The 13,044-nt window shown below is 65.5% G+C and carries 17 protein-coding genes and 2 tRNA genes; all 19 read right to left on the bottom strand.

Features of this window, described 5'->3' with window-relative positions:
* Positions 1 to 2: 2 nt before the first annotated feature.
* Complete coding sequence (locus BW14_RS04955; RefSeq protein WP_140489361.1) at positions 3 to 356, bottom strand: hypothetical protein; 354 nt, start codon at positions 354 to 356, stop codon at positions 3 to 5.
* The gene (locus tag BW14_RS04950; protein WP_140489360.1) at positions 353 to 766 is read right to left on the bottom strand and encodes a hypothetical protein; all 414 of its coding nucleotides are present in this window, start codon (positions 764 to 766) and stop codon (positions 353 to 355) included. Before BW14_RS04950 ends, BW14_RS04955 begins: the two co-directional genes overlap by 4 nt.
* A complete protein-coding gene (locus BW14_RS04940) occupies positions 763 to 2,010 on the bottom strand; it encodes a DUF5309 family protein (RefSeq protein ID WP_181162295.1) in 1,248 nt (415 codons plus the stop codon). The genes BW14_RS04950 and BW14_RS04940 overlap by 4 nt, the downstream gene beginning before the upstream one ends.
* A 24-nt stretch (positions 2,011 to 2,034) precedes the next feature.
* Complete coding sequence (locus BW14_RS11905) at positions 2,035 to 2,646, bottom strand: DUF4355 domain-containing protein (RefSeq protein ID WP_181162294.1); 612 nt, start codon at positions 2,644 to 2,646, stop codon at positions 2,035 to 2,037.
* Between the two features lie 98 nt (positions 2,647 to 2,744).
* Positions 2,745 to 3,479 carry a hypothetical protein gene (locus BW14_RS11900; protein ID WP_181162293.1) on the bottom strand — a complete coding sequence of 245 codons (735 nt, stop codon included), beginning with the start codon at positions 3,477 to 3,479 and terminating at the stop codon, positions 2,745 to 2,747.
* The gene (locus BW14_RS04930) at positions 3,379 to 4,929 is read right to left on the bottom strand and encodes a phage portal protein (RefSeq protein ID WP_140489358.1); all 1,551 of its coding nucleotides are present in this window, start codon (positions 4,927 to 4,929) and stop codon (positions 3,379 to 3,381) included. Before BW14_RS04930 ends, BW14_RS11900 begins: the two co-directional genes overlap by 101 nt.
* Entirely contained in the window at positions 4,926 to 6,377 is a 1,452-nt protein-coding gene (locus tag BW14_RS04925; protein ID WP_258186047.1) for a terminase, read from the bottom strand. The genes BW14_RS04930 and BW14_RS04925 overlap by 4 nt, the downstream gene beginning before the upstream one ends.
* Positions 6,343 to 6,768 carry a hypothetical protein gene (locus BW14_RS04920; protein WP_140489357.1) on the bottom strand — a complete coding sequence of 142 codons (426 nt, stop codon included), beginning with the start codon at positions 6,766 to 6,768 and terminating at the stop codon, positions 6,343 to 6,345. Before BW14_RS04920 ends, BW14_RS04925 begins: the two co-directional genes overlap by 35 nt.
* A gap of 15 nt (positions 6,769 to 6,783) precedes the next feature.
* Entirely contained in the window at positions 6,784 to 7,548 is a 765-nt protein-coding gene (locus tag BW14_RS04915) for a hypothetical protein (protein ID WP_140489356.1), read from the bottom strand.
* Positions 7,549 to 7,625: 77 nt separating this feature from the next.
* Positions 7,626 to 8,429 carry an ADP-ribosylglycohydrolase family protein gene (locus BW14_RS04910; RefSeq protein WP_140489355.1) on the bottom strand — a complete coding sequence of 268 codons (804 nt, stop codon included), beginning with the start codon at positions 8,427 to 8,429 and terminating at the stop codon, positions 7,626 to 7,628.
* Positions 8,426 to 8,581, bottom strand: a complete 156-nt coding sequence (locus BW14_RS11895; protein WP_181162292.1) for a hypothetical protein — start codon at positions 8,579 to 8,581, stop codon at positions 8,426 to 8,428. Before BW14_RS11895 ends, BW14_RS04910 begins: the two co-directional genes overlap by 4 nt.
* A gap of 2 nt (positions 8,582 to 8,583) precedes the next feature.
* Positions 8,584 to 9,201 (bottom strand): hypothetical protein, encoded by a 618-nt coding sequence (locus tag BW14_RS04905; RefSeq protein WP_140489354.1) that lies wholly within the window; start codon positions 9,199 to 9,201, stop codon positions 8,584 to 8,586.
* A 43-nt stretch (positions 9,202 to 9,244) separates the two neighbouring features.
* A complete protein-coding gene (locus tag BW14_RS04900; RefSeq protein ID WP_219847187.1) occupies positions 9,245 to 10,273 on the bottom strand; it encodes a DUF4417 domain-containing protein in 1,029 nt (342 codons plus the stop codon).
* Positions 10,260 to 10,817, bottom strand: a complete 558-nt coding sequence (locus BW14_RS04895; RefSeq protein ID WP_181162291.1) for a bifunctional DNA primase/polymerase — start codon at positions 10,815 to 10,817, stop codon at positions 10,260 to 10,262. The genes BW14_RS04900 and BW14_RS04895 overlap by 14 nt, the downstream gene beginning before the upstream one ends.
* A 308-nt stretch (positions 10,818 to 11,125) precedes the next feature.
* A complete protein-coding gene (locus tag BW14_RS04890) occupies positions 11,126 to 11,458 on the bottom strand; it encodes an HNH endonuclease (protein WP_219847186.1) in 333 nt (110 codons plus the stop codon).
* The gene (locus tag BW14_RS04885) at positions 11,455 to 11,766 is read right to left on the bottom strand and encodes a hypothetical protein (protein ID WP_140489351.1); all 312 of its coding nucleotides are present in this window, start codon (positions 11,764 to 11,766) and stop codon (positions 11,455 to 11,457) included. Before BW14_RS04885 ends, BW14_RS04890 begins: the two co-directional genes overlap by 4 nt.
* Positions 11,767 to 11,900: 134 nt before the next feature.
* A tRNA-Leu gene (locus BW14_RS04880) sits at positions 11,901 to 11,978 on the bottom strand.
* Between the two features lie 8 nt (positions 11,979 to 11,986).
* A tRNA-Ser gene (locus tag BW14_RS11890) sits at positions 11,987 to 12,071 on the bottom strand.
* Between the two features lie 90 nt (positions 12,072 to 12,161).
* On the bottom strand, positions 12,162 to 13,004 hold the full coding sequence (locus tag BW14_RS04875; protein ID WP_140489350.1) for a hypothetical protein: 843 nt from the start codon (positions 13,002 to 13,004) through the stop codon (positions 12,162 to 12,164).
* Between the last annotated feature and the right edge of the window lie 40 nt (positions 13,005 to 13,044).

Here is a 13,044-nt window from a genome sequence, read left to right as displayed (position 1 = left end):
GCTTAGGCCTCCTGTGTGCTGACTTGGACGGCGACGGGCCAGTGGCGGGTCGGTGTGAGATTGGTGCGGACGGGGTGGGGGTCGCCGACCACCCGGTAGCGGGTTCCGTCGATGGTGACGGTCGCACCTTTGAGGCTTCGCCATTCCCATGCGCGTGGCAGGTAGATGGTTCTGGCGGTGTCCACGCCGAGCGGCCGTTCCGTCTCGCCGGCGTTGGCTTGGCCGCCGTCCGTGACGATCACGTCGGCGATGGTCTCGGCCGGCGGGTCGATGGGCGTCTGTTCGTTCATCTCGTCGGGCAGCGAGTAGAGTTCTCGGCGGGTGAGCATGATTTCGACGCCTTGGATGCGTTTCATGGCTTGGCTCCCCCGAACGGGTCGTAGCTCCACGCCTGCTGGCGGCCGACGCCGAGCTGTTTCTCCTCGCTGGGCCATAGGCGCATGTCCGCGCCCGCGTTCCCGAACGTGTAGCTTTGCGACACCGGGCCGACGGTCTCGCTCATGTTGGTGACGTTGCTGCTGAGGTCGCTTTCCTCGTTTTCGAGGGTGCGTCGGGCCACGGCGCAGCAGATGCGGCGCAGCGTGGCCCGTGTGGCCCTCTTGTGGCCGGGATAGGAGCGGATCAGGTCGCTGGCGTCCTCAAGGAGGGTGCGGACGTGCTTCTCCTTGGCGGTGCCGGTGAACGTGCGTCCGTCCCAGCGGTCTTCGAGGTCGGCGACGGTGGCGAACGGCTCGTCTTCCGTTTCGTCGTCGCCGTTCATGGTCACGCGCTCACGGTGACGGCGACGGTGGCGACCTTCGCGCCGTCTGCGGTGGTGGCGGTCACGTTGGCGTTGCCTGCGGCGACGCCGGTGACGATGCCGGTGAGCGGGTCGTTCGGGTCGGCCTTGACGGTGGCGGTCGCGGCGGCGCTGGACGCCCATGCGACGGTCTTGTCGGTCGCTTCGAGCGGGCTGATGCTCGCCTTGACGGAGTTGGTCGCCCCCTTCTTGACCGCCATGGTCTTCTTGTCGAAGGTGATGCCTGTGACCTTGGTGGCGGGCGCGTTGGCTCCCACGGTGAGGATGGCGTGCGCCTTCTCGTTGCCGTATTCGAGGCCGATCTCGCCGTAGAGCTGCACCTTGTCGGATGCGCCGGTCTTGGCGAGCGGTTCGGCGAAGAAGTGGCCCTTGCCGGGGATTTCGAGGAATCGGGGCGCGAGCTCTTCGAGGCTGAGGACGAGCAGCTTGTCCTTGGGCACGTAGGGGTCGAGCATGATGTTGAACCGGCCGAAGTCGGTCTCGATGGTCTGGAGGCTGACGCCGCCCACGTTGCGGGTCTCCTCGCGGTAGTTGCGGTCGGTGACGAACGCGCGCGTGAGCGCTCGTTTGAGCGTGGAGTTGACCACGATGGTGCGGGTCTCGGTCTCTCGGATGCCGCCGTTGTCCCATGCGAGCTGGGCGAGGTCGAGCACGTCGTCGGCGGTGAGCTGTTCGGCGGTGTGGTCGGTGCTGCGCGAGTTGGTGGTGATCGCCTCGATCAGGCCGCGCGTCTTGCGCGGCTTGGTGTTGTCGGTCGGGTTCTGGTAGGTGCCGGAGATGAACGAGGCTTCGACGTCTCGGGCGATCTGCTTGAGCTGCTGGGTGATCTGCCAGCCGAGCTCGTCGGCCGGGATGACGGTGCCGCCGACGGTGACGACGGGCATGCCGTCGGTCGCGCGGTTGCCGGTGGCCCCCTGCTTCGTATAGCTGATCTCCACGCTTTCCTGATGGATTTCGACCACGTTGTTGGCGTGGAAGCGCACGCGGGCCTCGCCTTCGGGCGCGTCCGAGCCTTCGAGGCGCTGGCGGTTGGCGTCGGGGTCTCGCAGGTCGTAGCCCTGCCATTCGAAGAGGGTGGCGGTGGTGGATCGGCCGCCGGTCAGGCCGCCGATGGCGGACAGCAGCGGGGTGTCCTCGCGGCTGACGGCGAACAGTTCGCCCACGTAGTTGGGCAGGTTGTATGTGGTTCCTTGGCCGGTGATTCCGGGCATGATGGTTCCTTTCGGATCGTTTGGTTAGTGCTTGTCGGCGAGCAGCATGCTCTTGAGGGCGATGGCCTTGGCGGTGTCACCGTTCTTTTCGGCTGAGGCGATGAGCTCATGGATGGTCTTGCTGCCGGTGGCCGCAGGACGCATGCCTTCGCTCGGCACGGTTGCGTTCGGCGTCTCGCCGGCGGGCTTCGCCGTGCCTCCGAGGAGCTTGGCGACCTTTTCGGCGGATGCGTTGACGGTCTCCTCGTCCGTGCCGGTCACGAGGTCGGCGTATTCGGCGGGGATGCCGTGCGCGATGCATGCGTCGGACACGAGCTTGCCGTGTTCGAGCTGCGCGATGCGTTCGGCCTGCTTCTGGTTCTGCTCGGTGAGTTTCTGCGTCTCGGTCTTGTTGGCCTCCTCGGCTTCGTCGTAGAGCTTCGCCTTGCGGCGCAGTTCGGCGATGTCGCCCTGCTTGGCCCGCTCCCGTGCCAGACGGCGTTCGACGAGCTCGTTCACCTCGTCTTGGGTGAACGTGCGCGTCCGCTCGTCCTTGGGGGCTTCTCCCGCCTGTTCGGCGGTGCTCTCGGGGTTTCCGCCCGTATCGCCTTCGGCGACGATCGTGCGGATTCGCTGCATCCATGGCTTGCGGAACATGGTTGTCTCTCCTTGCCGGCTGTCCGGCCGTCGGGTTCTGGGGTTTCCACGCATGTCGGTGCGAGTGCCGCCGCGATCCGGTTCGGGTCGCGGTAAATCTATGCGTTGTCGGTGTACGCGCCGGGGTTCAGCACGCGCATCCAGTGGGCGACCTGTGCGTCGGTCGCGCCGCTGCCGCCGGCGGCGTCCCATGCGGCCTTGTACCGTGAGTAGTAGAGGTCGGGGTCGTAGCCGGCTATGTGGGTCTCGTCCTTCTCCCATTCGGGCACTATCGAGCAGTCGCAGTGGTCGTGCCAGTGGCTGAGCGCGCCGGCGGTCTGCTTGGAGTAGTAGACGAAGCCGCGCGAGCAGAGCATTTCGCACCATGCGCAGGTCTTCATGCCGCTGGGCACGCGGGCCCAGCGTGGTTTGAATGGGTCGTGCCGGCAGTTGCGGGCGACGGTCTGCCGTCCGACGTATCTGATCCAGCGCTGCAACGCGCCGGCGAGGAAGTCGAACGCCTGCTGCGGGTTGCCGGACAGGATCATCGGGTATGCCTTGGCGTCGATGCTGCCCCGTATGGCGTCGGGGTTGAAGCTGCCGTAGGTGAGCGCGTCGAACACGTCCCCCGTGTTTTCGAGGCGGGTCTGTTCGTACCATTCGGCCGCCGCCGTGCCGGCGATGTCGCCGTAGCGTGCGGCGAGCTGCGGGATGGCGTCGAGCAGCATGTCGTGCTGCCATTCGGGCGAGAGCTCATTGAGCGTCGTCCATAGTTTGCGCATCTCCGTTATCGCCAGCCTGACCGCCTGTCGCTGCGTCAGGTTGAGCTGGTTGAGCTGGTTCCTGCTGACCATTCTCCGGTGCCTCCTGTTGCTGTGAGGTGAGGGCTGCGAGCATCTGCGTGGCCGTGGCGGTGGCTTGGTTGCGGCGTTTCTCGGCGAGCAGGCGGGTGATCTGCTCGTCGGTGAAGCCGGCCTCCTCCAAGGCGACGCTGGTGTCTGCGAGCCACGGGAACGCGCCGATGAGCTTGACGATCGCGTCGCCGCTGTCGATCACGCTGGGCAGTGCCGGCGAGCGCCATCGTGCGGTGATGCCGGCCATTTCGTCGGTGATGTCGGCGGTGTGGTCGCGGATCATGATGATGTCCTGTGCGATGCGGCGTAGGGCTGCTCCGTAGACGCGGTTGGCTGCGGCGCAGTCGATGACGAGGTCTTTTTCGGCTGCGTGCATGGCTTCGGCGCTGGATGGGTTGTCGGTGACGACGCCGAGGCTGGAGACGGGTACGTTGGTTTCGCCTGCGAAGCGGCTGGCGAGTTCGCGCATCTGTTCGACGTGGGGTTGGACGGATTGCTGGCTGATCTGTTGGACGGTGGGCACGTCGCCGTTGTCGTCGCGGCTGATGGCGTTGATGCGTCCGATGATGAATTCCCAGACGGGTATCGGGTTGCCTTTGTCGTCGAGGAAGCTGTCTTTGTCGGCTCCGAGGAGCAGTAGTTGGGGTGCGCTGTAGAATTCGGCGCTGACTTCGGTGCGCATGACGGTGCGTACCGCGTCGTCGGTGATGCTCATGACGGGGCGGCTGATGATGCTGCGGCCGAAGGGGCGGTCGATGTCGGGTCGGTATGGCAGTGCTTCCATGGGGACGCGGCCGAGGTTGTGGTGCCATACGTCGTCCACGATCCATTCGCCGGCGAGGCGTAGGGTCGTCACTTCCGTCGGCGTGTAGACGCTGAACATCGTCGGTTGGGCGTAGTCGTCCACGTCCTTGATGACGAGTCCGGCCTTGAGGCTGCGGGTGCGGAAGTTCCATAGTCCGGCCGACCATTGCGCCGAGTAGGGCATGACGAGCACGGGCGGTTCTCCGGCTTGCTCGTCGCCGGGCGAGACGGTCATGAATGCGACGGAGTGCGTCATGCTGCTGCGGATCGCCTGAGGCAGTTCGAGGTCGAACTGGTTGGCGGACAGGACGGCGTCGAGGTCGAAGGGGTCGTCGTTGGCGCTTGGGCTGACGAAGCCGTCGAACATGCAGCGTTCGGCGTGGGCGGCGACGGCCTTGGCGGGCCAGCCGACGACCTCTTCGATGTGGCGCATGGCTGGCGGGATGGAGAAGCCGATGTGGTCGAGCCGGTGCTTGCCGTCAGCGTAGGCGCTTCTGAGGGTGTTGCGGGCCCGTTTGCGGTTCCATACGGCGCATAGGGAGAACATGAGGCTTTCGGTGTCTGGGTGGAGTCCTTCGACGCCGCTGGGTGGCGTGAACCATGGCAGCGCGTTGGAGAAGTCGGTGACCGGGGTGAGTCCGTTCATGCGAGTCGTACCATCCTTTGCTTGCGGTCGGGGTCGCGGCGGCTGGTCTTCTGGTTCCAGTAGGCGAGCGCTGCGGCTTCGAGCGGCATGACGTCGGTGTTCTGGTCGCCGGGTTCGTAGCCGTAGCCGTCGCCGATCTTGCGGTGTTTGGCGTGGGCTGCGGCGTCGTTGAGACCGGGTTGGTCGAAGTGGGTGAGTCTGTGGTCGTTGATGGCCTGTTCGAACATGCTGACGGCGTCGGCGACTTGGCGGCTGGTGGGGGTGACGATGACGCGGCTGGATACGCCGGCGTCTTTGAGCATCTGCACGAGGGTGGGGGCTCCGACGCGGCCGTCGATGACGATGCCGATGGTTTTGCGCCATCGTTGTTCGAGGAAGTCGGCGAGCCACATGACGCCGTTGCGCATGCTGCGCACGTCCACGAGTTCGATGTGTGGTTTGAGGTCGCTGCCTTTGGGCGGGCGGACGCAGGCGACGAGGCTGGCGGTGGCTCCGTCGGGGCTGAATTTGACGGCGAAGCTGTTGCGGCCCTCTTGGCATGGGGTCGTGGTTTTGCAGGCGGCCCAGTCCTTGGGGTCGATCTCGGTGCCGTTGGATTGGGATTCGTCCCACCAGCCGAGTCGTTCGCGGGCGAAGCCTTCGGGTGTGAATTTGCCGACCTCGCTTTCGATGACGGTTTCGACGAGGCGGATGCCGAGGCTGGGGTTGGCCTGCGCCCAGCGGGTGCGGTCGTGGATGTCGCCGATCTCTTCGACGCCCCACTCGTACCAGCAGGTGCGTTTGGGTTTGGTGGTGTGGGCATTGCGGCGGATGCGTTCGAACACGGTGCCGGGCGAGTGCGGCGGGGTGGGGGTTCCGGCGTAGATGGTCTGGGGGTTGCCGCTGGGCGCGGACGAGGTGGCGGGCTGTATGGCCTCCATCTGTTCGTCGGTGAGTTCCTGCGCCTCGTCGCATACGAGGATGTCCACGGTGAAGCCTCGGCCGGAGCTTTTGGAGCGGGCGATGAATTCGATGCTGCCGCCGTTGGTCAGGACGATGGCCTCCTGTCCGTTCGTGTTCCGAATGTAGTCCACCGCCTCGGCGAGCTCGGGGTATTGGCGGGCGTTCTCGAAGTAGTTCTTCATCCTGAGGAAGTGCTTGCGGCAGGTCTTGACCTCGTGGGCGGTGTGCAGGATCTTCAGGCCGAGTATGGCGGTGTCGTAGAGTTCGAGGAATTCGATGACGCCGTTCTTGCCGTTCTGGCGCGGCACGCTTACCCCGCAGTCGCCGGCGGCCCATCGGCCGTCCTTGAGGGTGCCCATCCACCCGTCGAGGATGGTGCGCTGCCATGGGTCGGGCGGCATGCCGTACCCTTCGGCCAAGGCGGCGGCGTCGGGCCCGTAGCTGTCGGCGTGGCGCGGCGTGAGCTGGTAGCTAGGTTGCTGTCTTCCTTTGAGCCTTGCCGCCATTCCTGACCTCCAGTCTCAGTTCGCGGGCGCGCCGGGCGCGTTCGAGCGGGTTGTCTCGCGGCGCGGCCTTGGTGTCGCGGCGGATGAGCGCGGTGTCGCCGCCGTCGGCGAAGAGTTGCTTGTTGAGCGCGCGGATTTCGGCGCTGGCCTGTTTCATGGTGGCGATCTGGGGCATGGCCTTGACGTCGCCCTGATCGTTGACGTAGGCGACGTGGGTGCCGTCGTCGGCGCTGATGTCGCGCATGCATTGGTCGAGGATCGCGTACCAGTTGACCAAGAGGGTGAGGGTGGGCACGGCGGCGGGGTCGATGTCGGCCCCGGCGGTCAGTTCGTCCCATTTGCGGCTCTTGTACGGGTCGGCGGCGATGAGTTCGGGCTTGAGGTCGTCCATGCGCCGCCCCTTTCGTCAGGCCTTGCGGAATTCGTACTTGTACCCGTATTTCTGCTGGTTGGCGGTGAGCCACTTGTCAACGGCGTCGTCGTAGCCGATGCCCTGCATCTGGGCGGTCTTGACGCCTTTGGCGAACGCCTTCGCCTTGAACTTCTGCGTCTTCCTCACGATGTAGCTTCCCTTCTTCCCGGTCGCGACGATGCCCTTGGCCGGGGTCTGGGCGGTGGACAGCAGGTCGCTGTCGGAGAACGCGCCGCCGTCGGGGTGGTTGTGGATGACCATCTGGCCCTTGCGGCCGGCGATCTGCACGGCCGTGCTGCCGCCGTGCCTGTACTGGTGGACGTATCCCTGTTCGTCCACGGTGATCGCGTATTCGGTGTCGCTGCTGGCGTGCTTGCGGCGGAATTTGGCTAGGGCCTTGTCGAACGACTGCGTTTTCTCGCCGTCGTTGAATTCGGCGGGGAACTTGGTCTTGCCGAGGTCTTCGCCGCCCTTGTGCGGGGCGTGTCCGAACCTGAAGGTCTTCAGGTTGCCTTTGCCGCTGCTGGATGCGCCGCGCCCGCCGTTCTCGTCGATCAGGACGCTGCGCAATGCCTTCACGTTGTCGGCGAAGCTGTATGTGCCGTCGTGGTAGGCGAAGGCCGCGTCCCAGTCGGGGAAGGTGACGGTCTTGGCGTCCTCGGGGTTCCACAGCTCCATGTCGTCGGCGGTGAACAGGCGGCCGCCGACCTCGCAGAATTCCACGAGTCTCGAATCGGCCTCGAACCGGGAGCGTTCCATGTCCTTCGCCTTTCTTCCGGGCATGAGAAAAGCCACCCCGCAGGGTGGCTTTCGGTGGGAGTCGGCGGATGGCCGCGTTATGCGAACAGGCAGGCGTCGATGACGTCCGTGCCGCGCAGCTTGGCGAGCCATTCGTCCGGGATGCCCCTGACGCCGTAGGCGACGCCGGCGAGTCCGCCGGCGACTGCTGCGGTGGTGTCGGTGTCGTCGCCGAGGTTGACGGCCTTGAGCACGCATGTGGCGTAATCGTCGGTGGTGACGAGGCACCAGACGGCGGCCTTGAGCGTGTCGAGCACGTACCCGCCGGAACGGATCGCATGCTCGGGTTCGTCGGCGAGCGCCGGCGTATAGCCGGCTGCGTCGATCGCTTCGAGTGGTGTCCGTCCCTTGAGGAGTCTTCGCGTGTAGTCCACGAGCCGGTCGCATGCGGTGGTGCTGGTGGGGTGGGCGTGGGTGATGGCGCTGACGGCTTCCACCTCGTCGTGGGTGGCGGTGGTGAAGGCGAGTGGGATGGTGCGCATGAGCGAGCCGTTTCCGTTGTCGCGGTCGCCGGTCATGCCGTGGCCGGTTCTGAGTGCCTTGATGGTGGTGTTGCCGATGTCGAAGAGTCCGTCGATGGTGTAATCGCCGTATCTGTACCAGTCGTTGAACCGTTCGCGTATGTCTTCCGGGTCGATGCGGCCGTCGTTGCGGCGGATGCTGTCGCAGATGGCGAGGGCCATGCTGGTGTCGTCGCTCCATGTGCCGGCGGGCTGGTCGTGGGTGCCGTGGCCGGTCATGGTCGTGGCGTGGAAGGTGCCGCGCGCGCGGAATTCGTAGGGTACGCCGAGCGCGTCGCCGACGGCTTGGCCGATGATGGCGTCCTTGAGGTCGGCGGTCATTTGCCGGCCTTCTTCTTCGGCACGAAGCTCGCGTCGGCGGGCGCGTCGGATTCGCGGCGCTGGCGGTAGCTTTCGGCGGTGCGCTTGAGCTGCGTGGGCTGCTTCCACCATTCGTCGGGGGTGGTCTTCTTGGTGGTTTTCTTGGTGGTCATGTCTAGTTCTCCTTTACGTAGACGTAGGTGTATGGGCTGCCGGGTTTGGTGGAGATGCTGGTGACGGTGTATTTCGCGTTCTTGGATACCAGCACTTCGTTTTCGTGTGCGTAATGGCTGATGTGCTTGATGGAGGTGCCCTTGTTCTGGGTCTGGCTGACGAACACGACGTGTGCGGAACCGCCTTTGGAGGCGAAGCCGCGTGCCGTGCCTTCCTGCGTGCTCCATGACGCCAATGCGCTCAGGCCGGGGTCTACGGGTTTGCCGGCCTTGATCGCGGCGAGCTGCTTCTTGCTCATGGGCACGCCTCGGTAGGTGACGCCGCCGCCCCATTTGGGTGCGTGGTCGATGTACTTTTCGGCCTGTTCCGCCAGTTTCTTGCCGGTGGCGCTCTGGTTCTTGCCCATTTGGGCGTCGCGCATCAGTCCGTAGCCGCTGTTGCTGGTGAACGTCTTGACGGCGTTGTACATGTCCTTGGCTTCCTGAACGGTCGAGCCGATGTACTTGGCGGTTTCCTCGGGCGTTTTGGGGATTTGGTCGCCGGTGAGGTGGCCTTTCTGTCGCGGCTTTTCCTTTGTCTTGGTCTTGCCGTGGCTGCTGGTTGCGCCTCGTCCGCCCATCGCGGGTACCTCTTTTCAGTTTTCAAGCGTGTTCCGCGCGTGGTTACGGCGGTTTGTCTCCGGCCATGCGGTCGGTGACGTCGTTGGCGTATTCGATGGTCTCGATGCCGCGCATGTCGTGGCCGAGGGTGCCGCCGTAGAGCAGCACGCGCTTCGGTCTGACGCGGTCGATGGCCTTGTCCATGCCGGCGTGCCAGATGCGTTCGCGTTCCTCGTCGCCCTTGACGCCGATGGTGCTCACGGCGACGGTGGAGCCGGTGGGCAGTCCGTTGAAGCAGTATTCGTAGCTGGCCGCGTCGCTCCATGACAGGGTCGGTACGACGGTCAGGCCCTGACGCTGCCACCAGTCGCCGATGGCGCGTGAGCGGTAGACGTTCCACTGCTGCATGGGGCGGGGCATGTCGAGGTAGAGGCTCCAGTCGGGCGTGCATGCCATGTCGAAGCCCTTGAGCAGTCCCGTGTAGTCCTCCGGCCTGTTCCAGAGGCGTTCGAACTGGTAGTCGTCGAGGAAGAAGTGGATGCCGACGCCGGTCCTGTCGCCCTTCCAGCTTTTGGCGTAGTTGAAGCCGACGAGCCGGGCGGGTTGGATGTCGCTGGGGGCGAGCATGGGCATGCCGTCGGGGCCGCATTGGTCGATGTCGCACAGGCGCAGGTTGTAGTAGTCGTCGGTGCGTTGGCGTTCGGCCCCGTAGGGCTTGACCTTGCTTTTGAAGTCGAAGCCGTAGCGGGCGAAGTCGAGTTTGCCGTTGAGGCGTCTGGCTTCGCTTTTCAGCAGGGCGACGTTCCATGTGGCGATCTCGCCGGTCTTGTTGTCGATGAGGCGGAAGGCGTCGATCTCGTCTTGGGTGAGCCCGTCGCAGTATTCGACGTGGCTGTCGGGCACTTCCGTCCAGCCGAGGCTTTTCATGGCGGCGACGCGCGTGTGTCCGCATACGATGACGGGGTTGTCTCTCGATTCGAGGACGATGCTGCCGCGCAGGCCGAACTTGGCGATGCTTTCGGCGACCTTGGGTATGGCCTTGTCGTTGTGGCGGGCGTTGCGCTCGTAGGGGATGATGTCACCGATGAGCATTGCGCCTCCTTTTCGGGTTCCACCTGATGCCGGTCATGCGGATGAATCGGCCGTGGCTGTAGAATTCGACGCCGTCGTGCTTCCAGCTCGGCGCGTCGGAGCGGACGAACAGGTGCAGGCCCTCGCCGCTGGCGCTGATCTCGGCGAACATGCAGCCCTCGCGCTCCAAGCGTTCGAGGATGAGGCGGCCGGGGTGCCGGGGTTTGACGCGGCCGTGCCCGTCGAGGATGTGGTCGAGGTCGTAGCAGGCGAGCCCGTCGCCGAGCATGATCCCGTATCCGTCGCCCTCCCCGGTGTTGGCGACCTCGTCGAACGCCGACCATGTGGCCGGATTGGTGCTGGACGCCGGCGAACCGTCGGGGCGGATGGGCCGTTTGCCGTCGGCCCTCGTCCACCGGCGCAGCGCTTTCATCTCGTCGGGGATGGCCTTGCGCCGCCGGCATGCCTCGACGCGGCAGCGGGTGGAGCATACGCGCTGGGCGCTGCCGCCGTGCCCGTTGTCGTCGGCGATGTATGTGCCGTCTATCTCGCACCGTCTTCCCATACCCAATACCATACCATGTTTTGTAACGCTTGACAACTGTTATTTCAACGTTTTTAAGCATTGTCGTCATGTTTGGGAGCGCGGGAGGCCGGTCTTGCGGGACCGATGCGCGCAGACGGCCGACCACGGCCGGAGATGGCGGAAAAGCCCCGGAAACGTTGGAACGACGCCGGAGCGGCCGTATATGCCGTTTCCGCACCCGTGTACGTTCCGGCCTGCGGGGAGGGTCCGTGGAAAAACCGGTGCCGGGGGTATTCCAAGCCCTATGACCGTGGAGGGGCTAGGCGTATGGGGGAGGGTATACCGCCCTACCATTGGCGCGACAGCGGGATCGGCTGCGGCGTGAGTCGCCGGGCGGGTGAGGCCGTGGCGTCGGCGTTGAGTGCGGTGTACTGGTGGTTGCCTTTGCGTTGGTTGCATCGGCGGTGCGTGAGCTGGCAGTTGTCGAGGTCGAACGGGTCGCCGCCCTTGGAGACGGGCAGTTTCTCGTCGATCTCCATGCTGCCGGGGTGCGGTGTCCTGAGGCTGGTGTCTATGGGCTGGCCGCACAGCGCGCAGATGGGGCGGCCGTTGCAGCGTGACAGCAGGCGTTTGCGGATGCGTGCGCGTGCCGCCCCGTTGGTGCGTCGAACGTTCGTCACGGCAGCCCCCATATGAGGGGTCTGAGCTCGGCAGGTATGGGGATGGCGTGGTATTTGAGTATAGGCATACAGTCGCGCATGGCGGGCCCTCCCCTATGGGCCGGTATGCAGGTGGGCGCATACAGGTGCATGGCGTCGATGCGGCACCGTTCGGGTGGCACGGCGGCGGGGATCATGCCGCGCCAGTCCCCCGCCAAGTAATGGACCAGTTCATCCAAGAGGAGCAGATGGGCCGGGTTGGACGGGTCGAGCCGTCTCAACCGTCCCCATGTCTTCGGGAAATGCTTCAGAGCACGGATGCGAGCCAACGGTGTAGCCTCCTTCAACGTCAACGGCGAGGCGGCCGGCGGGGAAAGGAGGAAAAGCCCGCCGGCGCTCGCCGCTGGTGGTGGTTTATTCGGGTGCCGCTGTCTGCCGGCCGTGCACGTTTGCCGGTGGCGGCTGGTGCCCCGTCGCGGATTCGAACCGCGACCATGGCCGCTGTTGGGGCGGCCGCCTCTGCCTGTTGGGCCAACGGGGCGGAAAACGCGGATGGTGCGGGATTCGCGCCCGCGAACCGTTGCCGGTCGCCCGCCTAGCAAGCGGGTGCATTCGACTGCTCTGCCAACCATCCCTCGGATACGAGAAAAGCCCCGCCGGATGGGCAGGGCTTTCTTGATACTCCGATTACACGCGACAGCGTATCACGAAACTGTCTCAGACCTCAAACGTCGTCGCGCCCGCGTTCGGCCCGCTCCTGCGCACAGGCGAGCAATTCGAGGATGTTCCATTCCCAGTACCGGCCGTCGATGCGCCGCGTGGAAGGCATCTTGCCCCGGCTCCTCCAGTTCGCCAAGTCCTTTCCGGTCACGTTCACGCCCGTGTTCTCGCGTATCCATCTTGCGGCGTCGGCCTGCGTGCGGGTGATGCACAACAGGCCGGCCGACCGCAGGTATTCGAGCCTGATGCGTTTGAGGTCGAGCCACGCGCCGCATACGGGGCATATCGCATACTTGGCGTCGAACGGGGCGTAGATGGGCGTGCGCACCGGCTCGCCGTCCTCCCCCACGTCGCCGAGGCAGTCGGGGCACACGCCGATCAGACGACGCTCGCGGCGGCGCGTGGTGGCCGCGTTCACACGCTCCGACAGGCGTATGGTGTCCGCGTACAGGTCGCCGGCCTCCTCCAACGCGCACAGCCCGCCCATATGGTGCAGCAGCAGGCGGATCAGATCAGACCACTGGCGAAGCGTGCGCGCACGCCCCCATCGGTCACAGCCCAACGGCTTGGCCCCCAACAGGCCGGCCAACACCTGCACATGCACCTCCACGCTGCCGAACAACGCCTGCGCCCGCTCGTCCACCGGCGACGCGGCTACCGCGCGATTGCCATGCCTAGGGCTGCGCTCGCTGACGTTGGCCTGCCTGTAGGCGATGCGTTGCAGGGCGGGCATGCCGGCCTTCAGGAGCCATGCGAGGCGTCGCGCCCAGTCCTTGCCGCATTCCTCGCACAGGCGCAGGCCGCTGCCGGCCGGTTTGCCGCATGCCGTGCATGCTTGGCGTTCCATCGTTGCCCGCCCTTCCTTGGTAGACTTGTCCTTGCGATGC

The sequence above is a fragment of the Bifidobacterium sp. UTBIF-68 genome (genome assembly GCF_006408855.1).
Classification (GTDB): Bacteria; Actinomycetota; Actinomycetes; order Actinomycetales; family Bifidobacteriaceae; genus Bifidobacterium; species Bifidobacterium reuteri.
The sequence above is the reverse complement of the archived record's forward strand: the minus strand, read 5'-3'. Positions and strand labels throughout refer to the sequence as shown.